The 22,220-nt window shown below is 64.3% G+C and carries 5 protein-coding genes (1 of these 5 only partly in view); 2 read left to right on the top strand and 3 right to left on the bottom strand.

The features are described from left to right. Positions 1–10 precede the first annotated feature (10 nt). Genes KSS97_RS20070 through nirB form a run of 3 tightly spaced genes read right to left on the bottom strand, consistent with a single transcriptional unit; the run spans position 11 to position 5,495 of the window. The gene (locus KSS97_RS20070; protein ID WP_198797254.1) at positions 11–2,728 is read right to left on the bottom strand and encodes a nitrate reductase; all 2,718 of its coding nucleotides are present in this window, start codon (positions 2,726–2,728) and stop codon (positions 11–13) included. Then, the gene (nirD, locus tag KSS97_RS20065) at positions 2,725–3,045 is read right to left on the bottom strand and encodes a nitrite reductase small subunit NirD (protein ID WP_030141942.1); all 321 of its coding nucleotides are present in this window, start codon (positions 3,043–3,045) and stop codon (positions 2,725–2,727) included. Before nirD ends, KSS97_RS20070 begins: the two co-directional genes overlap by 4 nt. Then, positions 3,042–5,495, bottom strand: coding sequence for a nitrite reductase large subunit NirB (nirB, locus tag KSS97_RS20060; protein ID WP_217859992.1), 2,454 nt, complete (start codon positions 5,493–5,495; stop codon positions 3,042–3,044). The genes nirD and nirB overlap by 4 nt, the downstream gene beginning before the upstream one ends. A gap of 479 nt (positions 5,496–5,974) precedes the next feature. Here nirB and KSS97_RS20055 point away from each other — a divergent pair, with 479 nt between their 5' ends. Beyond that, positions 5,975–18,388, top strand: a complete 12,414-nt coding sequence (locus KSS97_RS20055) for a non-ribosomal peptide synthase/polyketide synthase (protein ID WP_217859991.1) — start codon at positions 5,975–5,977, stop codon at positions 18,386–18,388. Next, positions 18,388–22,220 carry the beginning of a non-ribosomal peptide synthase/polyketide synthase gene (locus KSS97_RS20050; protein ID WP_217859990.1) on the top strand. The gene runs 10,276 nt beyond the window's last position, so 3,833 of the gene's 14,109 nt are visible here — the first part of the coding sequence; the start codon lies at positions 18,388–18,390; the stop codon falls past the right edge of the window. The genes KSS97_RS20055 and KSS97_RS20050 overlap by 1 nt, the downstream gene beginning before the upstream one ends.

The following is a 22,220-nucleotide window of genomic DNA, read 5'->3' as shown; positions in this document are numbered from 1 at the left end:
AGTGTTTTCCTCACGATATCGCGGCGACCGGTTGCGCGGTGGCAACCAGCAGGCGCTTGATTTCCGGTACGCAGGAACCGCACTGCGTGCCGCAGCCCAGTTCTTTTTTCAGGCCCTGCAAATCCAGGCCGCGCTCGATACCCGCGCACACTGCGCGCTGGCTGACGTTCATGCAGTTGCACAGCGTCTTCCCGCCGCCCACGGCCGCGCCGGCGTTGCCTGGTGGCGCACTCAACGGCGCCAGCAGCCAACGCCGCAGTTGCTCGTCGGCACGACCTTCCAGCCACAGGTTCTGCAGCCAATGCCGAGCCAGGGTTTCGCCGGCCAGGCGTATGGCGGTGATACGCCCGTTTTCGATCCGCACCCGTTTTCCGATGGCGCGACGCGGATCGTCGTAGGCCAATACCGGCCCTTCGATCAGCCCCAGTTGTTCGTCGATTGCCTTCAGCAGTTGTGGGTCGGGTGCAACGGCACTGGCGGCGCGAATCAGCAACGCCGGACGTTCGCGACCGGTCAGGCTAAGGCTGACGTAGGCAAACGCCTCACACAGCGGGCGCAACGTCTCCAAATGTTGTTGGACATCGCCTTCGACCAGCGCGAAAAGTTGCCAGGGCAGGTTTACAGCTTCCAGGCGTACGCCGCTGTGCTTGAGCTCTGGCTGTTTGGACAGTGGATCGAACGCCGGCTGGGTCAGGGTGTTCACCCCTCCCTTGAGAAACCGATCGCCCCAGTGCATCGGCAAGAAAGCCTGGCCGGGGCGCACGCTGTCGTCGCTGTCGACGGCCACGATCAGGCTGCCGCGACGGCTCTTGAGGCTGACCAGATCACCGGCTTGCAGGCGATGGCGAGTCAATTCGTCGGGGTGCAGGCTGAGCACCGCTTCGTTCACATGGCCAAACAACTGCGCAGCGGTACCGGTGCGGCTCATGCCGTGCCACTGGTCACGCAAGCGACCGGTATTCAGGGTCAGCGGATAGCGGGCGTCACGCAATTCCTTGGCGGCGCGATAAGGGTCGGCGACAAATCGGGCGCGGCCGCTTTCGGTAGGAAAAATTCCATCCACGTACAAACGGGCGGTGCCGACCGTGGCGCCTTCGCGGAAGGGCCATTGCTGGGGGCCGAGTTGATCGATCAGCGCGTGGCTGATCCCGGACAGGTCCAGGTCGCGACCACGGGTCAGTTGCTTGTATTCATCGAACAACTGGGCCGGAGTGTCAAAGGCGAACAGGCTGGATTGCCCCGGGCGCAGACGTTTCTCCAGGCGTTGTGCGAAATCCACCGTGATCGCCCAGTCCGGCCGCGCTTCTCCCGGTGCGTTGATTGCCCGGCGAACGTGGGAAATGCGCCGTTCGGAGTTGGTCACCGAACCTTCTTTTTCGCCCCAGCTGGCCGCCGGCAGTAGCAGGTCGGCGAACGCGGCGGTCTCGGTGGTGCGGAAGGCCTCTTGCAACACCACGAACGGGCAGGCTTGTAGGGCTTCGCGTACGGCGGCCTGGTCCGGCATCGATTGGGCCGGGTTGGTGCAGGCGATCCACAGGGCCTTGATCTTGCCGCTGCGCACCTGATCGAACAGTTCGATCGCACTCAAACCGGTGGTCGCGGGCAGTTGGTCGACGCCCCAGTAATCGGCCACTTCAGCGCGATGTTCCGGGTTGGCGGCTTCGCGATGGCCCGGCAGCAGGTTCGACAGGCTGCCGGTTTCCCGACCGCCCATGGCGTTGGGTTGGCCCGTCAACGAGAACGGTCCCGCACCCGGCCGACCGATCTGGCCGGTGGCCAGGTGCAGATTGATCAGCGCGCTGTTTTTCGCGCTGCCGGCGGTGGATTGGTTCAGGCCCATGCACCACAGCGACAGGAAACTGGGTGAGGTGCCGATCCATTCGGCGCATTGGTGCAGTTGCTCGACACTGATGCCGCAGAGCTGGGCAACCATGGCGGGCGTGTAGTCGCGCACCAGGTTCTTCAGGTCCGCGAGGCCTTCTGTGTGAGCCTTGATGAAGCTGCGGTCGATCCAGTCTTCCCACAGCAACAAATGCAAAATCCCATGGAACAGCGCGACATCGGTGCCCGGCAGAATCGCCAGGTGCAGGTCCGCCAGGTCGCAGGTGTCGGTGCGCCGGGGGTCGATGACGATGATTTTCATCTCTTGACGGCGGGATTTGGCTTCTTCGAGGCGACGAAACAGGATCGGATGGGCGTAGGCCATGTTACTGCCGACGATCATCACGCAATCGCTCAGTTCCAAGTCTTCGTAGCTGCAGGGTGGGGCATCAGCGCCGAGGCTGCGTTTGTAGCCCACCACGGCAGAAGACATGCACAGCCGAGAGTTGCTGTCGATGTTGTTGGTGCCGACCAAGGCCCGGGCGAGTTTGTTGAAGGCGTAGTAATCCTCGGTCAGCAATTGGCCGGAGATGTAGAACGCCACGCTGTCCGGGCCATGCTCGGCGATGGTCTCGGCGAAAACATGCGCGGCATGGTCCAGCGCGCTGTCCCAGTCGGTGCGTCCACGGGCCAGGTTTTTGCCCAGGCGCAGTTCCGGATACAGGGCGCGGGCGGCGAGGTCGCCGGTCAAGTGCAGGGTCGAGCCCTTGCTGCACAATTTGCCGAAGTTGGCCGGATGGGCGGGATCACCGCTGACGCCGAGGATGCGCTCGCCGTCATGCTCGATCAACACGCCGCAACCGACCCCGCAGTAACAGCAGGTCGAGGCTGTGGTCTGGCGGCTCATGAGCTTGCTTCCCGCAGGGCCAGCATGACCCGGCCGTTCTCGACCCGGGCCGAGTGGTGATGGGCGCAACCCACGTCCGGTGCCTGGGCCAGGCCGGTTTCCAGGTCGATCTGCCAGTTATGCAGCGGGCAGGCCACGCGCTTGCCGTAGATCAGGCCCTGGGACAGCGGACCGCCCTTGTGTGGGCAGCGGTCATCGAGTGCGAAAACTTCATCGTCACTGGTACGAAAAATCGCAATATCGCCTTTCGGCCCCTGGATGATGCGTGAACCCAGGGCGTTGATTTCATCCAACGCGCAGATATCCAGCCAATTCATGCCGGCACCTCCAGGTTCTTCACGGGGATGACCTCGAACTCTTTTTTCAGTTGGGGCTGTTCCAGCCGCTGTTTCCAAGGGTCTTGTTCCAGCGACAGGGAAAACTTCAGCCGTTCGTGGAGCGCCTTGCGCCGCTCCGGGTCTTCCAGCACGGCTTTCTTGATGTGCTCCATGCCGACCCGCTGCATGTAGTGCACGGTGCGTTCGAGGTAGAAGGCTTCCTCGCGGTAGAGCTGCAGGAAGGCGCCGTTATATTCGCGCACTTCCTCGGCGGTCTTGAGCTTGACGAAAAACTCGGCGACCTCGGTCTTGATCCCGCCGTTGCCGCCGATGTACATCTCCCAGCCGGAATCGACGCCGATGATTCCGACGTCCTTGATGCCCGCTTCCGAGCAGTTGCGCGGGCAGCCGGATACCGCCAGCTTCACCTTGTGCGGCGACCACATGTTGAACAGGTCGTGCTCCAGCTCGATCCCCAACTGAGTGGAGTTCTGCGTGCCGAAGCGGCAGAACTCACTGCCCACGCAGGTCTTCACGGTGCGGATGGATTTGCCGTAGGCGTGGCCGGACGGCATGTCGAGGTCTTTCCAGACGCCGGGCAGGTCTTGCTTCTTGATGCCCAGCAAATCGATGCGCTGACCGCCAGTCACCTTGACCATGGGCACGTTGTACTTGTCGGCCACATCGGCAATGCGCCGCAGTTCGGACGGGTTGGTCACGCCGCCCCACATCCGCGGGACCACGGAATAGGTGCCGTCTTTCTGGATGTTGGCGTGGGCGCGTTCGTTGATCAGGCGCGACTGTGGATCGTCGTGGGCTTCGCCGGGCCAGGTGGAAATCAGGTAGTAGTTCAGGGCCGGACGGCAGGTGGCGCAGCCATTCGGGGTGCGCCAGTTCAGGTAGCTCATGGTCCCGGCGATGGTCAGCAGGTGCTGGTCACGGATCGCCTGGCGGATCTGGCCATGGTTGAGGTCGCTGCAACCGCAGATGGCTTTTTCGCTTTTCGGCTTGACGTCCGCCGCGCCGCCTACGGTGTTGATCAGGATCTGCTCCACCAGGCCGGCGCAAGAGCCGCAGGAACTGGCGGCCTTGGTGTGTTTTTTCACGTCGTCGACGCTGAACAGCCCGTGTTCCTGGATCGCCTTGACGATGGTGCCCTTGCACACGCCGTTGCAGCCACAGACTTCGGCGGTGTCGGCCATGCTCATGGCTTTGTCCTGGCCTTGGTGTCCTACGTCGCCAAGTGCATTTTCCCCGAACATGAGGTGATCGCGGATCTCGCTGATGGCGTGATTCTCACGAATCTGCCGGAAATACCAGCCGCCATCCGCCGTATCGCCGTACAGACAGGCACCGACCAGCACATCATCCTTGATCACCAGCTTCTTGTAGACGCCGCCGATGGGGTCGGAAAGGGTGATGGTCTCGGTGCCTTCGCCGCCCATGAAGTCGCCAGCGGAGAACAGGTCGATGCCGGTGACTTTCAACTTGGTCGACGTCACCGAGCCCTTGTAGGTGGCGAAGCCCAGTTGCGCGAGGTGGTTGGCGCAGACCTTGGCTTGCTCGAACAGCGGCGCCACCAGGCCGTAGGCGGTGCCGCGGTGGCTGGCGCATTCGCCGATGGCGTAGATGCGCGGGTCATAGGTCTGCATGGTGTCGTTGACCAGGATCCCGCGGTTGCAGGGGATGCCGGCTTTTTCCGCCAGTTCGGTGTTGGGGCGGATGCCGGCCGCCATCACCACCAGGTCGGCGGGGATGATGTCGCCGTTCTTGAACTGGACCGAGCCGACCCGGCCATTGCCGGCGTCGTGCAGGGCCTGGGTCTGCTCGCTGAGACGAAATTTCAGGCCACGGCTTTCCAGGGCGGTCTGCAGCAATTGGCCGCTGGTCTTGTCCAGTTGCCGTTCCAGCAGCCATTCGCCGATATGCACGACGGTCACGTCCATGCCGCGCAGCTTCAAGCCGTTGGCGGCTTCCAGGCCGAGCAGGCCACCGCCGATGACCACGGCGTGCTTGTGGGTCTTGGCGGTGTTGATCATCGCCTGGGTGTCGGCGATGTCGCGGTAGCCGATCACGCCGTCCAGGGTATTTCCGGGGATCGGCAGGATGAACGGCGTGGAGCCGGTGGCGATCAGCAAGCGGTCGTATTCGGCTTCGCTGCCGTCTTCGGCGATGACGCGGCGCTTGACCCGGTCGATCTCCACGACCTTGCGGTTGAGCAGCAGCTTGATGTTGTTGTCCAGGTACCAGCTCAGGTCGTTGAGCACGATCTCTTCGAAGGTCTGCTCACCGGCCAGCACGGGCGAGAGCAGGATGCGGTTGTAGTTGGTGTGGGGCTCGGCACCGAACACTGTGATGTCGTAGAGCTCGTTGCTCAGCTTGAGCAGTTCCTCGAGGGTTCGAACCCCGGCCATGCCGTTGCCGATCATCACCAGTTTGAGTTTTTTCATCAGGGTTCTCCGCGGGCTCAGGCCTGTCTCATCACGGCGGTCAGGCTGGCTCGGCAATTTTTTCGAAAACAAAAAAAGGCGTCTCGCTAGCAAAACTAGCGAGGACGCCTTTGTCCTGGTCCCGTTCTCTCGGGAAGCACCGCCCTCATCGTTGAAGGCATTGCCAAATGTATGTTGATGGACGTTATGCAGTGGTTGTGCCAAGTGGCTCGGGCGCCTGGATCTACTGGCCGATCCCCAGGTTGGCCGAGGTGCAGGGGGATTTATTGCACCGAATCAAAGCGTATTGCCCAGTAATGGAGCGTCGGGCCCGATGGCTTGGTAATGGCAGGCAAGCGGTCATTGCGTGGGGGCCTGGATCCCGGTCGATCAGCGCTTGCTGACACTTATTCCCAATCGCTAATTTTTCCGGTTTGCGTTCGTTTCATAGGGACGACATGCCTTTGTGCCTTGTGCCCACTGATTCCGGATACCCAGAAATGAATGCTGAAGACGCCTTGAAACTTGCTCGCCGGTTTATCGGGCTGCCCCTGGACAAGCGCCAGATGTTCCTCGCCGCGTTGGACAAGGAGGGCGTGGACTTCAGCCGTTTCCCCATTCCCCAGGGCGTCGAAGCCGAGGATCGCCAGGCACTGTCCTACGCCCAGCGGCGCATGTGGTTTCTCTGGCAATTGGACCCGCAAAGCGGCGCCTACAACCTGCCCGGGGCGGTGCGGCTCAAGGGTGCGTTGAGCCTGCCGGCGCTGGAACAGGCCTTCGCCAGCCTGGTGGCCCGGCATGAAACCTTGCGCACGGTGTTCCAGCGCCAGGCCGACGACAGCCTGCTGCAAGTGCCCACCGATGCGCCCCTGATGATCGAGCGACAGGACCTCAGCGGCTTGCCGGCAGGCGAGCGCGAGCAAGCGGTGCGCCAGGCTGCGCAAGCACAATCGATGCGGCCCTTCGACCTGTCCAACGGCCCCTTGCTGCGGGTCGAACTGCTCAAGCTCGATGCGCAGGAGCACGTGCTGCTGCTGACTTTGCACCACATCGTCTCCGATGGCTGGTCGATGAACGTGCTGATCGACGAGTTCATCCGCTGCTATGACGCCCATGAAGCCGGCGTGTCGCCGCAACTGCCTGATTTGCCGATCCAGTACAGCGACTATGCCTTGTGGCAGCGCCGTTGGCTGGAGGCCGGTGAGCAGGCGCGGCAATTGGCGTACTGGCAGGCGCAACTGGGCGATGACCACCCCGTCCTGGAGTTGCCCACCGATCACTCGCGCCCGGCCATGCCGAGCTACCGTGGCAGCCGTTATGAGTTCGCTATCGACGGCGGGTTGGCGGAGCAACTGCGCGGCACCGCCCGGGAGCAGGGCGTCACGCTGTTCATGCTGTTGCTCGGCGCCTTCAACGTGCTGTTGCATCGCTACAGTGGCCAATCGGACATCCGTGTCGGCGTGCCCATCGCCAACCGCAACCGGGATGAAATCGAAGGCCTGATCGGTTTCTTCGTCAACACCCAAGTGCTGCGCACCGAGCTGGATGGCCAGACCCGGGTCGACGAGTTGCTGCACCGGGTCAAGGAGACCGCCCTCGGCGCCCAGGCTCATCAGGACTTGCCCTTCGAACGCCTGGTCGACGCGCTGAAACTGGAACGCAGCCTCAGCCACACGCCGCTGTTCCAGGTGATGTACAACCATCAACCCCAGGTGGCGGATGTCACCACGATCCGCACGGCGTCCGGCCTCGAATTGGGCATGATCGAGTGGCAGACCCGCACCACCCAATTCGATCTGACCCTGGACACCTATGAAAAAGCCGGCACGTTGCACGCCGCGCTGACGTACTCCGAGGACCTGTTCGAAGCGCCGACCATCGCGCGCATGGCGCGGCATTGGCTGCGATTGCTCACCGCGATGATTGCCGATCCGACCCGACGTATCGGCGAGCTGCCGCTGCTCGACGCCGACGAGCATGCCACGCTGGTCCACGCTTGGAACGCCACGGCCCAACGCTACCCGACCGAGCTGTGCATGCATCAACTGATCGAAGCCCAGGTGGCGCGCACCCCGGACGCCCCGGCGTTGCTGTTCGGCGAACAAAGCCTGAGTTATGCAGCGCTTGATGCCCGCGCCAACCGACTGGCCCATCTGCTGCTCGGGCGCGGTGTGCGGCCCGACAGCCTGGTTGGCATCTGCGTCGAGCGTTCAGTGGAAATGGTGGTCGGCCTGCTGGCGATCCACAAGGCCGGCGGCGCCTACGTGCCGCTGGACCCGGAATATCCGCAGGATCGCCTGGCCTACATGATTCAGGACAGTGGCATCGGCTTGCTGCTGACCCAGCGTTCGCTCTCGGCGGTTCTGCCGACCGACGGCGTCGAGGTGATCGCGCTCGATCAGCCCGACGATTGGCTCGACAGCTACAGCGACAGTCGCCCCGACGTGACGGTCGACCCGCTGAATCTCGCGTATGTGATCTACACCTCCGGCTCCACCGGCAAACCCAAGGGCGCCGGCAACAGCCACGCGGCTCTGGTCAACCGCTTGTGCTGGATGCAACAAGCGTATGGCCTGGACGACAGCGACGCGGTGCTGCAGAAAACCCCGTTCAGTTTCGACGTCTCGGTGTGGGAGTTTTTCTGGCCGCTGATGACCGGGGCGCGATTGGTGGTTGCCGCGCCAGGTGCCCATCGTGATCCGCGGCAACTGATCGACACCCTCAACCGTCATGGCGTCAGCACGCTGCACTTCGTGCCGTCGATGTTGCAGGCGTTCATCCATGAGCCGGGCGTGGAAACCTGCGACGGTTTGAAGCGCATCGTTTGCAGTGGTGAAGCCCTGCCGCTGGATGCGCAGCAGCAGGTCTTCGCCAAACTGCCGGACGCCGCGCTCTACAACCTCTATGGCCCGACTGAAGCGGCCATCGACGTGACCCATTGGACCTGCGTCGACGAAGGCGCGGATTGTGTGCCGATCGGCCAGCCCATCGCCAACCTGCGCACCCACGTGCTCGACGCCGATCTGTCGCCGGTGCCGTGGGGCGTGGCGGGCGAGTTGTACCTGGGCGGGGCGGGGCTGGCGCGCAGTTATCACCAACGTCCGGCGCTGACCGCCGAGCGTTTCGTGCCGTGCCCGTTTCACGACGGCGCGCGCCTGTACCGCACCGGCGACCGCGTACGCCAGCGCGCCGACGGCGTGATCGAATACCTCGGCCGCCTCGATCATCAGGTCAAGCTGCGCGGGCTGCGCATCGAGCTCGGCGAAATCGAAACCCGCCTCGTGCAACATCCGCGGGTGCGCGAGGCCGTGGTGCTGATGCAGGACGGCAAGCATCTGGTGGGCTATGTGGTGCTGGAAAACCGCGACCCGCATGAGCAATGGCAACAGGACGTCAAGGCCTGGCTGCTGGCCGGTCTGCCGGAGTACATGGTGCCGACCTACCTGATGCCGTTGGCCTGCCTGCCGGTGACCGCCAACGGCAAGCTCGATCGCAAGGCCCTGCCACAACCGGACGCCGCGCCCCGGCAAGCGTTTGTCGCCCCGCAGGATGGGCTGCAAACCGCCCTGGCTGAAATCTGGCAGGACGTGCTCGGAGTGGAGCGCGTCGGCCTCGAAGACAACTTCTTCGAACTGGGTGGCGATTCCATCATCTCGATCCAAGTGGTGAGCCGCGCGCGACAGGCCGGTATCCATCTTCATCCCCGTGACCTGTTCCAATACCAGACCGTGCGCAGCCTGGCGTCGGTGGCTCGCCGTGACAGCCACAGCGCCCTGTATCAAGGGCCGGTCACTGGCGATGCCGTGCTCGGGCCGATCCAGCAGCAGTTTTTCGCCCAGGCGATGCAGACCCGTGAACACTGGAACCAATCGCTGTTGCTGACCCCACGGGAACCGCTGGATGCACAGCGGCTCGACGCGGCGCTGACCTGCGTCATCAACCATCACGATGCCTTGCGCCTGCGCTTTGTCGAAGGTGCCGACGGCTGGCGGCAGAGCCATGGACCGCTTTTGCAAAGCGCCGATCTGTGGCAACGCGATGCCCGATCCATCGAGCAGTTGAACGCGCTGTGCGACGAGGCGCAGCGCAGCCTCAATCTGCAAGACGGGCCGCTGGTGCGCGCCCTGCTGGTAAACCTGGCCGACGGCAGCCAGCGGCTGGCGCTGATCATCCATCACCTGGTGGTGGACGGTGTGTCATGGCGGGTGCTGCTGGAAGATCTGCAGCAAGCCTACGAACAACTGGCGGCGGGTGGCGGCGTGACGTTGCCGGCCAAGACCAGCGCGTTCCAGAGCTGGACCGCGCGGCTGAATGCCGAAGCCTCGCGCTTCGACGATCAGTCGGCCTATTGGAAAGCCCAGCACGAAGGCGCGCGGGACCTGCCGTGCGAACGCCCGCAGGGAAGCCTGCAAAACGTCCACGGTGCAAAGATCGAATGGCGCCTGGAGGCCGGACTGACCCGGCAATTGCTGCAACAGGCTCCCGCGGCTTATCGCACCCAGGTCAATGACTTGCTGCTCACCGCGTTGGCTCGCACCATCAGCCGTTGGAGCGGGCAGGCGGGCACGTTGATCGAGCTCGAAGGTCATGGCCGCGAAGACCTTTTCGACGACATCGACCTGACCCGTACGGTGGGTTGGCTGACCAGCCTGTTCCCGGTCAAGCTGACCGCCACCGGCGACCTCGGCGGCTCGATCAAGACCATCAAGGAGCAACTGCGCGGCGTCCCGGACAAGGGCCTGGGCTACGGCGTGCTGCGTCATCTGGCGGCGCCGTCGGTGCAAGCGCAGTGGGCGGATCTGGCGCCTGCGCGCATCACTTTCAATTACCTCGGCCAGTTCGACCGCCAGTTCGATGAAGCGGCGCTGTTCGTGCCGTCCGGCGAAGGCAGTGGCGTCGCCCAGGACCCGACGGCACCGTTGGCCAACTGGCTGACGGTGGAAGGGCAGGTGCATGGCGGCGAGCTGGCAATGATCTGGGGCTTCAGCCGTGAGATGTTCGACAACGCGACCGTGCAGCAACTGGCCGATCAATACGCCGTCGAGCTCAAGGCGCTGATCGACCATTGCGTCAACCTGGCTGAACCGCAAGCCACGCCGTCGGATTTCCCACTGGCGCGGATCACCCAGTCGCAACTCGATCATCTGCCGGTGCCGGCCGGTCAGTTGGACGATGTCTACCCGCTGTCGCCGATGCAGCAGGGCTTGTTGTTCCATACGCTGTACGAGCAGGCGGCCGGCGAATACGTCAACCAGTTGCGGGTGGACGTGCAAGGCCTGGATGCCGAGCGGTTCCGTGCGGCGTGGCAGGCCACCGTCGCGACGCAAGACATCTTGCGCAGCGGCTTTGTCTGGCAGGGAGAATTGGCGCAACCGCTGCAGATCGTCCACAAGCAGGTGCAGTTGCCGTTCACCGTGCTGGACTGGCGCGAGCAGGCCGACCCGGCCCAGGCCCTCGCCGCACTGGCCGAGGCCGAGCGCGCGCAAGGTTTCGACTTGAGCCAGGCGCCGCTGTTGCGCCTGGTGCTGGTGCGGACCGGCGCCGAACAATGGCACCTGATCTACACCCATCACCATATCCTGATGGATGGCTGGAGCAATTCGCAGTTGCTCGGCGAGGTGATGCAGCGCTATAGCGGGCGCGTGCCGGCCAGCAGTGTTGGACGTTATCGCGATTACATCGCTTGGCTGCAACGCCAGGACGGCCAGCTCAGCCAGGACTTCTGGCGCGCACAACTGGCCTCGTTGCAGGAGCCGACCCGACTCGCCCGCGCCGCCTCGGGCGGTGGCGAGAGCGGCCACGGTGATCATTTCCTGACGCTCGACGCGCGGCGCACCCAAGCGCTGGAAGCGTTTGCCCGCCAGCAGAAAATCACCGTCAACACGTTGGTGCAAGCGGCCTGGCTGCTGTTGCTGCAACGCTACACCGGGCACCAGACCGTGGCATTTGGCGCGACCGTGGCCGGTCGGCCGGCGGATCTGCCGGGCATCGAGCAGCAGGTCGGCCTGTTCATCAACACCTTGCCGGTGATCGGCAGCCCGCGTCCGGACCAGACGGTCGGCCAATGGTTGCAAGCGGTGCAGGCACAGAACCTGAGCCTGCGGGAGTTCGAGCACACGCCGTTGGCGGACATCCAGCGTTGGGCCGGGCAGGGCGGCGAGGCGCTGTTCGATAACCTCCTGGTGTTCGAGAACTACCCGATTGCCCAGGCCTTGCAGCAAGGCACCGGCAGCGCTGTCACGTTCGGCGACGTTGCCAACCGTGAGCAGACGCACTATGCCCTGAGCGTCGCGGTCACCCTCGGTGAACAACTGGCGCTGCACTACAGCTACGAGCGCCGGCAGTTCGCCGACGAAATGATTGATCACATCAGTGCTCATCTGCTGCACCTGCTCGAACAATTCAGCCAGGACGCCGGGCGCAACCTGGGTGAAATCGCCTTGGCCAACGGCGTCGAACACGCCCGGCAACAGGCCGACAACCGCCCGCGGTCGTACCCGGTGGACATTCCCGTGCACCAGCGGATCGCTACGCTGGCGGCCGAGCGCCCGCAGCGCACGGCGGTGATTTTCAATGACCGACATTTCAGCTACGGCGAGATCGACCGGCGCGCGAACCAACTGGCCCACGCCTTGATCAGCCGCGGCGTCGGCCCGGAAACCCGCGTCGGCGTGGCCCTGCCGCGCAGCGAAGGGGTGATCGTCACGCTGTTGGCAGTGCTCAAGGCGGGCGGTGCCTACGTGCCGTTGGACGTCAGCTATCCCCGTGAGCGCCTGGCGTACTTGATGAAGGACGCCGGGTTGGCGCTGCTGATCAGCGACTCCTCGGTATCGGCGCAGTTGCCCGTGGATGAGTCGTTGCCGTTGCTGGAGCTGGACCGCCTAGACCTGCGCGAGCTGCCGACCAGCGCGCCAACGGTTCAACCCGACCCGCACAACCTGGCTTACGTCATCTACACCTCCGGCTCCACCGGCAACCCCAAGGGCGTCAGCGTGGCCCACGGCCCGCTGGCGATGCACTGCCAGGCCATTGGCGAGCGCTATGAAATGCGCGACAGCGATTGCGAATTCCATTTCATGTCGTTCGCTTTCGACGGTGCCCACGAACGCTGGCTCACCAGCCTGACCCACGGTGCGTCGCTGCTGATCCGCGATGACAGCCTGTGGACCCCGGAACAAACCTACAACGCCATGCACGAGCACGGCGTGACGGTGGTGGCGTTCCCGCCCGTTTATTTGCAACAACTCGCTGAGCACGCCGAGCGCGAAGGCAACCCACCGAAGGTGCGCATCTATTGCTTCGGCGGCGACGCGGTGCCCAACGCCAGTTTCGAACGGGTCAAGCGCGCCTTGCGTCCCGAGTACATCATCAACGGTTATGGCCCGACTGAAACGGTGGTGACGCCGCTGATCTGGAAGGCCGGTCGCGAGGTGTCGTGTGGTGCTGCCTACGCGCCCATCGGCAGCCGCATCGGCGACCGCAGCGCCTACGTGCTCGATGCCGACCTGAACCTGTTGCCTCAAGGCATGGCCGGTGAGCTGTACCTGGGCGGCACGGGATTGGCCCGTGGTTACCTGAACCGGCCGGGGCTGACCGCCGAGCGCTTTGTCGCCGATCCGTTCAGCGCAGGGGGCTTGCTGTATCGCACCGGAGACCTGGTGCGCCAGCGCGTCGACGGCACGTTCGATTACTTGGATCGCATCGATAACCAAGTGAAGATCCGCGGCTTCCGCATTGAGCTGGGTGAAATCGAAGCCAGCCTGCAAGCCCTTGATGGCGTGCGCGAAGCGGTGGTCGTGGCCCAGGAAGGCACCGCCGGCAGCGGCAAGCGTCTGGTGGCCTATGTAGTCGCGGCAGAATCTTCCCGCGAAGACTTCGCCGAGCACCTGCGCGAGCAACTCAAGGCGACATTGCCGGCGCACATGGTCCCGGCTTATCTGCTGCTGCTCGAACGCCTGCCGCTGACCCCCAATGGCAAGCTCGACCGCAAGAACCTGCCCAAGCCTGATGCCAGCCAATCCCAGAACGCCTACCTGGCGCCGCGCACTGCGCTGGAACAGCAACTGGCGGCGATCTGGCAGGACGTGCTCAAGCTTGAACGCGTCGGCCTGCGGGATAATTTCTTCGAGCTGGGTGGCGATTCCATCGTCTCGATCCAGGTGGTCAGCCGCGCTCGCCAGGCCGGCATGCATTTCACGCCCAAGGACCTGTTCCAGCACCAGACCCTGGAAATGCTCGCGACCGTGGTTCGCCAGGGCGAGGCCGCGCAAGTCATCGACCAGGGGCCGGTGACGGGTGAGCTGGCGCTGTTGCCGGTGCAGCGGGTGTTCTTCGAACAAGCGATACCGCAGCGTCATCACTGGAACCAGGCGGTGATGCTCAAGCCGACCCAGCACCTGGACGCATCAATTCTGAACCAGGCGTTGAACGCGCTGCTGCAACATCACGATGGCCTGCGTTTGAGCTTCACCGAGCAGGACGACGGCTGGAGGGCGGTTTACCGTCCTGCGGACACTCAATCCGAAGACTTGCTCTGGACCGTGGACGCGCCTGATGCGCAGGCCTTGCAAGGCATCGCCAACGAGGCCCAGCGCAGCCTGGACCTGCAAGCGGGCCCCTTGCTGCGGGCGGTCCTGGCGACGCTGGCCGATGGCAGCCAACGTTTGTTGCTGGCCATGCATCACTTGGTGATCGACGGCGTGTCGTGGCGAATCCTGTTCGAGGATCTGCAAAGCTCCTATCGCCAGTTGTCCAGCGGAGCGGTGCTGCGATTGCCGCTGAAAACCACCTCGGCGCAGGTCTGGGCCGAGCGCCTGCAAGCGCATGCCCGCAGCAACCGGTTGGCGCAGGAACTGGCGTTCTGGCAGGCCCAGCTCGAAGACGTCGATGCTTCGTTGCCGATGGATAACCCTGCCGGCGGCCAGCAGAACCGCCTGGCGGTGACGGTGCGTACGCGACTCGACGCCGCGTTGACCCGGCAACTGCTGCAAGACGCGCCCAAGGCCTATCGCACCCAGGTCAACGACTTGCTGCTCACGGCACTGGCCCGGGTGATGGTGCGCTGGACCGGCCACGACAGCGCGCTGATCCAGCTCGAAGGCCATGGTCGCGAAGCCTTGTTCGACGACGTCGACCTGACCCGCACCGTCGGCTGGTTCACCAGCCTGTACCCGGCCCGGCTCACGCCACGGGCGGACTTGGGCGATTGCCTCAAGCAGATCAAGGAGCAACTGCGGGCGATACCCGACAAGGGCCTGGGCTTTGGTGCCTTGGCCCATCTGGCGGATGACGCGACGCGGGCGATCCTGGCCGGGTTGCCGACGCCGAGCCTGACCTTCAACTACCTGGGCCAGTTCGACGCCAGCTTCAGCGAGGCCGACGGTGCCTTGTTCATCCCGGCTGATGAAGGCGCCGGCGATGAGCTGGACGCCGAAGCACCGCTGTCCAATGCGCTGGCCTTGAACGGCCAGGTGTTCGGCGGCGAACTGAACCTGGGCTGGACCTTCAGCCGCGAGCAGTTCAATGAATCCACCATCCAGGCCCTGGCCGACGATTATGCGCTGGAGTTGCAGCGGCTGATCGAGCATTGCTGCCGGGGCGAGCACAGCGGTGTGACGCCGTCGGACTTCCCGCTGGCGAGCCTGAGCCAGCCACAACTGGATGGACTGCCGCTGCCGTCCGAGCAGATCGTCGACCTGTATCCGTTGTCACCGATGCAACAAGGCATGCTGTTCCATGGCGTGTACGGCGACGCGGGCGGCGACTACATCAACCAACTGCGCCTGGACATTGAAGGGCTGGACCCGGAACGCTTCCGCCAGGCCTGGCAGGCGGCGGTGGATGCCCATGACATCCTGCGCACGCGGTTTGTCTGGCAGGGCGATTTGCCGGCGCCGGTGCAAGTGGTCAGCAAATATTTGGAGCTGCCTTACAGCCTGCATGATCTGCGCGGAGATGTAGTGCCTGATCAGGCCCTACGGGACCTGGCCGATGCCGAGCGCCAGCGACTTCACCTGAGCGCGCCGGCCCTGGTGCGGCTGATGATCGTACGTCTCGATGAGCAGCGTTATCACCTGATCTACAGCCACCACCACATCCTCATGGACGGCTGGAGCAATTCGCAGCTGCTTGGCGAAGTGCTGCAACGCTACAGCGGTCAATCCGTTGCTGTGTCCGGTGGACGTTATCGGGACTACATCGCCTGGCTGCAACGCCAGGACGCGGCGGCCAGTGAGGCGTTCTGGAAGCCTGCGCTGCAGCGCCTCGAAGCACCGACACGGTTGGCCGATGCGGTGGGTAAGCCTACGGACGCTGGTGTGGGTTATGGCGATCACGTGCACGTGTTGGATGAATCGCTGACCCGACGCCTGGAAACCTTCGCCCGCGCTTCGAAAGTTACGGTGAACACGCTGGTGCAGGCGGCATGGCTGCTGCTGTTGCAGCGCTACACCGGTAAATCCACCGTGGCGTTTGGCGCGACGGTCGCCGGTCGCCCAGCGGACTTGCCTGGCATCGAGCAGCAGATCGGCCTGTTCATTAACACCTTGCCGGTGATCGCCAGTCCTCGGGCAGAGCAGTCGCTGGACAGTTGGTTGCAAGCGGTGCAAGCGCAGAACCTCGCGTTGCGCGAATTCGAGCACACCGCGTTGCTGGATATCCAGCGTTGGGCCGGGCAGGGCGGCGACGCGCTGTTCGACAGTTTGCTGGTGTTTGAGAACTACCCGATCGCCGAGGCTTTGGAGCAGGGCGCGCCGGACGGTTTGCGTTTTGGTTCGCCGATCACCCAGGAGCAGACCAACTATCCGTTGACGCTGTTGATGGGGTTGGAGCGGCAGTTGTCGGTGCACATGAGTTATCAGCGGGCGAGTTTCTCGGCTGTAACGGTGGAGCGATTGGCGGCGCATCTGGTGCAGTTGCTGGGGCAGATGACCGCGCAGGGAGAGCGCCCGCTGGGTGAACTGTCGATGCTGGAATTCGATGAACACCAGCGCCTGACTCATGACTGGAATCCGGTGGATGCGCCGTTCGAACAGGACGTCTGCGTTCACCAACTGATCGCTCGTCAGGCCGAAGCATCGCCGGATGCCTTGGCAGTCACCTTCGCCAACACGCGCCTGAGCTACAGCGAACTCGACGGCCGCGCTAATCGCCTGGCCCACAAGCTCATCGAACTGGGCGTCGGCCCGGAAGTGCGCGTGGGCGTGGCGATGCCGCGTTCCGAGCAATTGCTGATCGCTCTGCTGGCGGTGCTCAAGGCTGGCGGTGCGTACGTGCCGTTGGATCCGGATTACCCGGCCGAACGTGTTGCCTACATGCTTGATGACAGTCGGGCGCGGGTGTTGTTGACCGAGCAGGCAGTGGCGCAGACGCTGACGGTTCCAACTGAGACCGAAGTGTTGATGCTGGACCGGGTTGAGTTGAGCTCGTATCCCTTCACCGCACCGGACACAGCGGTCACCCCAGACAACCTCGCCTACGTCATCTACACCTCCGGCTCCACCGGCAAACCCAAGGGCGTGGCCATCGCCCACCGCAACGTCCTGGCATTGATCGACTGGTCCAAGACCGTCTACAGCCGCGACGACATCCAAGGCGTGCTCGCGTCCACTTCGGTGTGCTTCGACCTGTCGGTATGGGAGCTCTTCGTGACCCTGGCCAACGGCGGCTCGCTGATCATCGCCCGCAACGCCCTGGAGCTTCCGCACCTGCCGGCCCGCGACCAGGTGCGCCTGATCAACACCGTGCCCTCGGCCATCGCCGCGTTGCAGCGCAGCGGGGATATTCCGCAAAGCGTGCGCATCATCAACCTGGCCGGCGAGCCGCTGAAGCAGAGCCTGGTGGATGCTCTCTACCCAACACCCCTCACCTGTGGGAGCGGGCTTGCTCGCGAAAGCGGTGGGTCAGTCAATGATGGGCTAACTGAGGGAACGCCTTCGCGAGCAAGCCCGCTCCCACAGGGGGTTGAGCATGTCTATGATCTTTATGGTCCGTCCGAAGACACCACCTATTCCACCTGGACCCGCCGCACCCCTGGCGGCACGGCCAACATCGGCCGCCCACTCAAGCACACCGCCAGCTACCTGCTGGACGCCAACCTGCAACCGGTGCCCCAAGGCGTGTCGGCTGAGCTGTACCTGAGCGGCGCCGGCATCACCCGGGGCTACCTCGGTCGCGCCGCGATGACCGCCGAAAAATACGTGCCCAACCCGTTCTCCACCACCGGCGAACGCCTGTACCGCACCGGCGACCTGTGCCGTTATCGCGCCGACGGCGTGCTCGAATACCAGGGCCGTATCGACCATCAGGTGAAGATCCGCGGCTTCCGCATCGAGCTGGGAGAAATCGAGGCACGGCTGTTGCAGCAGCCCGAGGTCAACGAAGTTGCGGTGCTGGCCCAGGAAGGGCCGGGCGGGCAGCAGTTGGTCGCCTATGTGGTGGCCACGGCGGACGCCGACACACTGCGCGAATCACTCAAGGCCCGACTCAAGGAACACCTGCCGGACTACATGATCCCGGCCCACTGGCTGTTCCTCGATCACCTGCCGCTGACTCCCAACGGCAAGCTCGACCGCAAGGCCCTGCCGGGCATCGAGGCCGGGCGCTCGCAAAGCGCATACGAAGCGCCGGTCAGCGAACTGGCGCAGCAAGTCGCGGCGATCTGGGCCCAGGTGCTCATTGTCGAGCGGGTGGGCCTGAACGATCACTTCTTCGAGCTGGGCGGCCACTCGCTGCTGGCGGTCACCGCCGTCTCGCGCATGGCCCTCGAACTGGGGTTGAGCCTGACCCCGCAACTGCTGTTCCAGCACCCCGTCCTGCAAGATTTCGTCGCGCAATTCGACAGCACCGACGGGCCAATCAATGAAGCGAAACTGAACAAGCTGGACGCCCTGCTTGATGAAATGGAGGAAGTCTGATGGACAAGAGTGTTGCTTTGAGGGTTGCCAAACGCTTTATCACTCTGCCGCTGGACAAACGCAGGCTGTACCTGGAGAAGATGCTGGAGGAGGGCGTCTCGCCGGCCAACCTGCCGATCCCCGAAGTGCGTTCCGGGTTTGAGCACATCCCGCTGTCCTATGCCCAGGAGCGCCAGTGGTTCCTCTGGCAAATGGACCCGCACAGTTCGGCCTACCATATTCCCGGCGCCTTGCGTCTCAAGGGCCAGTTGGACGTGCCGGCCCTGGAGCGCAGCTTCAATGCCCTGGTCGAGCGCCACGAAAGCTTGCGCACCACGTTCGCCGAGTATGGCGAGCAAGCCGTGCAGGTCATCCACCGAAACCTGCCCCTGAGCATCGCTGTCGAGGCGCTGCCCGTCGGTTCATCGGTCAGCGAGGAGGCGGGCATCAAGGCTTACGTCGAAGGCGAAACCGCACGTCCATTCGATTTGCGCCAAGGGCCGTTGCTGCGGGTTTTGCTGCTGAAAATCGCCGAGGACGACCACGTGCTGGTGTTGATCCAGCACCACATCATCGCCGACGGCTGGTCGATGCGCGTGCTGGTGGATGAACTGGTGCGCTGTTACGCCGCCGACACCGGCGGCCAGCCGCTGGCATTGCCGGAACTGCCGGTGCAATACGCCGACTACGCCATCTGGCAGCGCCATTGGCTGGAAGCCGGCGAGCGCGAACGCCAGTTGGCCTATTGGGTCCAGACCCTCGGCGACGAGCAACCGGTGCTGGAGCTGCCGTTCGATCATCCGCGCCCCCCGGTGCAAAGCCTTCGTGGCGCGCGGCTGGACGTGAAGCTGGCGCCGGAACTGGCCAGCGCCCTCAAGCAACTGGCCCAGCGTGAAGGCGCCAGCCTGTTCATGGTGCTGCTCGCCTCGTTCCAGGCATTGCTGCACCGCTACAGCGGCCAACCGCAGATCCGCGTCGGCGTGCCGACGGCCAATCGCAACCGGGTCGAGACTGAAGGGCTGATCGGCTTTTTCGTCAATACCCAGGTCCTCAATGCCCACGTCGATGGGCAGATGCCATTCGATGAATTGCTCGCCCAGGTCAAGCAAGCGGCCATGGCGGCCCAGGCCCATCAGGACCTGCCGTTCGAGCAACTGATCGAAGCCCTGCAACCGGAGCGCAGCCTCAGCCACAGCCCGATCTTCCAGGTCATGTTCAACCACCAGAACGCCGATGTTGCGGGCCGTCGGCAGGTGCAGCTGCCGCAACTGCGGGTCGAGGACCTGACATGGGAAGGGCGCACCGCCCAGTTCGACTTGACCCTGGGCACCTACGAAACCGAGCAGGGCGTCGCCGCAGAGCTGACCTACGCCACCGACCTCTTCGAACCGCAGACCGTCGAGCGCCTGGCCGAGCACTGGCAAAACCTGCTGCAAGGCATCGTCGATGCGCCCCGCCTGCGAGTCGGCGAATTGCCGCTGCTCGACCCGGCGCAACAGCGCCTCACGCAACAGCAATGGCTGCGCGTCGCCGATCACGGCGCCGAAGCCGTGTGCGTCCACCAGCGCATCGCTGACCAGGCGCATCGAGCCCCTGACGCACTGGCGCTGACCGTCGATGGACAATCCCTGAGCTACCGGCAACTGGACACCCGCGCCAATCAACTGGCTCACCGCTTGATCGAGCTGGGCGCATCCCCTGGCGAGCGGGTGGGCATCGCGGTGGAGCGCAGCGTCGAGATGATTGTCGGCCTGCTGGCGATCCTCAAGGCCGGCGCCGCCTACGTGCCGCTGGACCCGGCGTATCCCGAGGATCGCCTGGCCTACATGATCGAGGACAGCGGCATCGGGCTGCTGCTGACCCAGGCCCGTTTGCAGGGGCGATTGCCGATCCCGCCGACGCTCCGGACCCTGCTGCTGGACCAGCCGGACGCCGCACTGCAAGACGCTCCGAAAACCTGCCAGGTGGTGCCGCTGACTGGCGAGCACCTGGCCTACGTCATCTACACCTCCGGCTCCACCGGCAAGCCCAAGGGCGTGATGGTTCGCCATGGCGCGCTGGGCAATTTCATCACCAGCATGATCGCCCAGCCAGGCCTCGTGGCCAGCGACCGCATGCTGTCGCTGACAACCTTCTCCTTCGATATTTTCGGCCTGGAAATCTATGGGCCGCTCTGCGCCGGGGCCAGCATCGTGCTGACCGGGCAGCACGTGCACCAGGATCCGCAAGCGGTGCTGGCGCTGATCGAACAACACGACGTCACGGTGCTGCAAGCGACGCCGTCGAGCTGGCGCATGCTGCTCGATCACGAGCAGGCCTCGGTGCTGGCAGGCCGGACTTTCCTGTGCGGCGGCGAAGCCTTGCCCCAGGAACTGGCCCAGCGACTGCTGGCACTTTCGCCGAAGCTCTGGAACCTCTACGGGCCGACCGAAACCACCATCTGGTCGGCGGTGCACCCGTTGAGCCCCGAGCGCGACCGGCCCTTCCTTGGCCAGCCGCTGGACAATACGGCGCTGTACATCGTCGGCAGCGACCTGACGCTCAACCCGCCCGGCGCGCCGGGTGAGCTGCTGATCGGTGGCGCCGGCCTGGCCCGTGGTTATTTCCAGCGCCCGGGGCTGACCGCCGAACGCTTCGTGCCCGATCCGTTTTCCACCTGCGGCGAACGGCTGTACCGCACCGGCGACCTGACCCGTTATCGCGCCGAAGGGGTGGTCGAATACCTCGGCCGTATCGACCATCAGGTGAAGATCCGCGGCCTGCGCATTGAACTCGGGGAGATCGAAGCCGCTTTGCTGGCCCAGGACAGCGTGCGCGAAACCGTGGTAGTCGCCCACGACGGCCCGACCGGTGCGCAACTGGTGGGCTACGTCGTGCCTGCCAGCGGAGAAGTGCCGGAGCTCGATGCGTCGCTGCGCGCCACGCTCAAGGCCGCCCTCAAGGCGCAGTTGCCGGACTACATGGTCCCGGCGCACCTGTTGTTCCTGGCAAGATTGCCGCTGACGCCCAACGGCAAGATCGATCGCAAGGCCCTGCCGGCGCCCGACGCCAGCGACGTGCAACAGGCCTACGTGGCGCCTCGTAGTGAGGCCGAGCAACAAGTCGCGGCGATCTGGCAGGACGTGCTCAAGCTTGAGCGCGTGGGCCTGGAGGACAATTTCTTCGAGTTGGGCGGGCATTCGCTGCTGGTGACCCAAGTGGTTTCGCGGATCCGCCGAGTGCTGGGCATCGAGGTGCCGCTGCGCAGCCTGTTCGAACACAGCACCTTGCAGGCGTTCGTCGCGGCGTTCGAGGCCGCGCCCGGCGAACAGGCTCCGGCGCTGGTGCCGGTGCCTCGCGATGCGCCACTGCCGCTGTCGTTTGCCCAGGAACGCCAGTGGTTCCTCTGGAAAATGGACCCGGACAGCGCCGCCTATAACATCCCCACGGCCCTGCGGATGCGCGGCGCGCTGGACAAGGAGGCGCTGCGCCAGAGTTTCGCCGCGCTGGTGGCGCATCACGAAAGCTTGCGCACCTTGTTCGTCGAAGAGGATGGGCGCACCTGCCAAGTCATTCGCGGGCAGGGGCAGGTCGATTTCGTCGAGCAGCGCCTGGAAGGGCGCGACATCCAGGCCTTGATCGAACAACAGACCCACCGCCCGTTCGATCTGCTGACTGATTCGTTGCTGCGCGTGGCGCTGCTGGAAGTGGACGAACAGGACCACATCCTGGTGCTGACGCTGCATCACATCGTCTCCGATGGCTGGTCCTTGCAGGTGATGGTCGATGACCTGATGAGCCTGTATTCGGCGTTCGTCCAAGGCCAGCAAGCGCATCTGCCACCGTTGGCGGTGCAATACGCCGACTATGCCGT

It is taken from the genome of Pseudomonas alvandae (assembly GCF_019141525.1).
GTDB classification, from domain to species: Bacteria; Pseudomonadota; Gammaproteobacteria; order Pseudomonadales; family Pseudomonadaceae; genus Aquipseudomonas; species Aquipseudomonas alvandae.
Note: the sequence above shows the minus strand (reverse complement) of the source record. Positions and strands in the feature narration are given on the sequence as shown.

Excerpts from the sequence above, each read along its gene's own strand:
- KSS97_RS20070 (WP_198797254.1), bottom strand. The coding sequence starts at position 2,728 with ATGAGCCGCCAGACCACAGCCTCGACCTGCTGTTACTGCGGGGTCGGT.
- nirD (WP_030141942.1), bottom strand. The coding sequence starts at position 3,045 with ATGAATTGGCTGGATATCTGCGCGTTGGATGAAATCAACGCCCTGGGT.
- nirB (WP_217859992.1), bottom strand. The coding sequence starts at position 5,495 with ATGAAAAAACTCAAACTGGTGATGATCGGCAACGGCATGGCCGGGGTT.
- KSS97_RS20055 (WP_217859991.1), top strand. The coding sequence starts at position 5,975 with ATGAATGCTGAAGACGCCTTGAAACTTGCTCGCCGGTTTATCGGGCTG.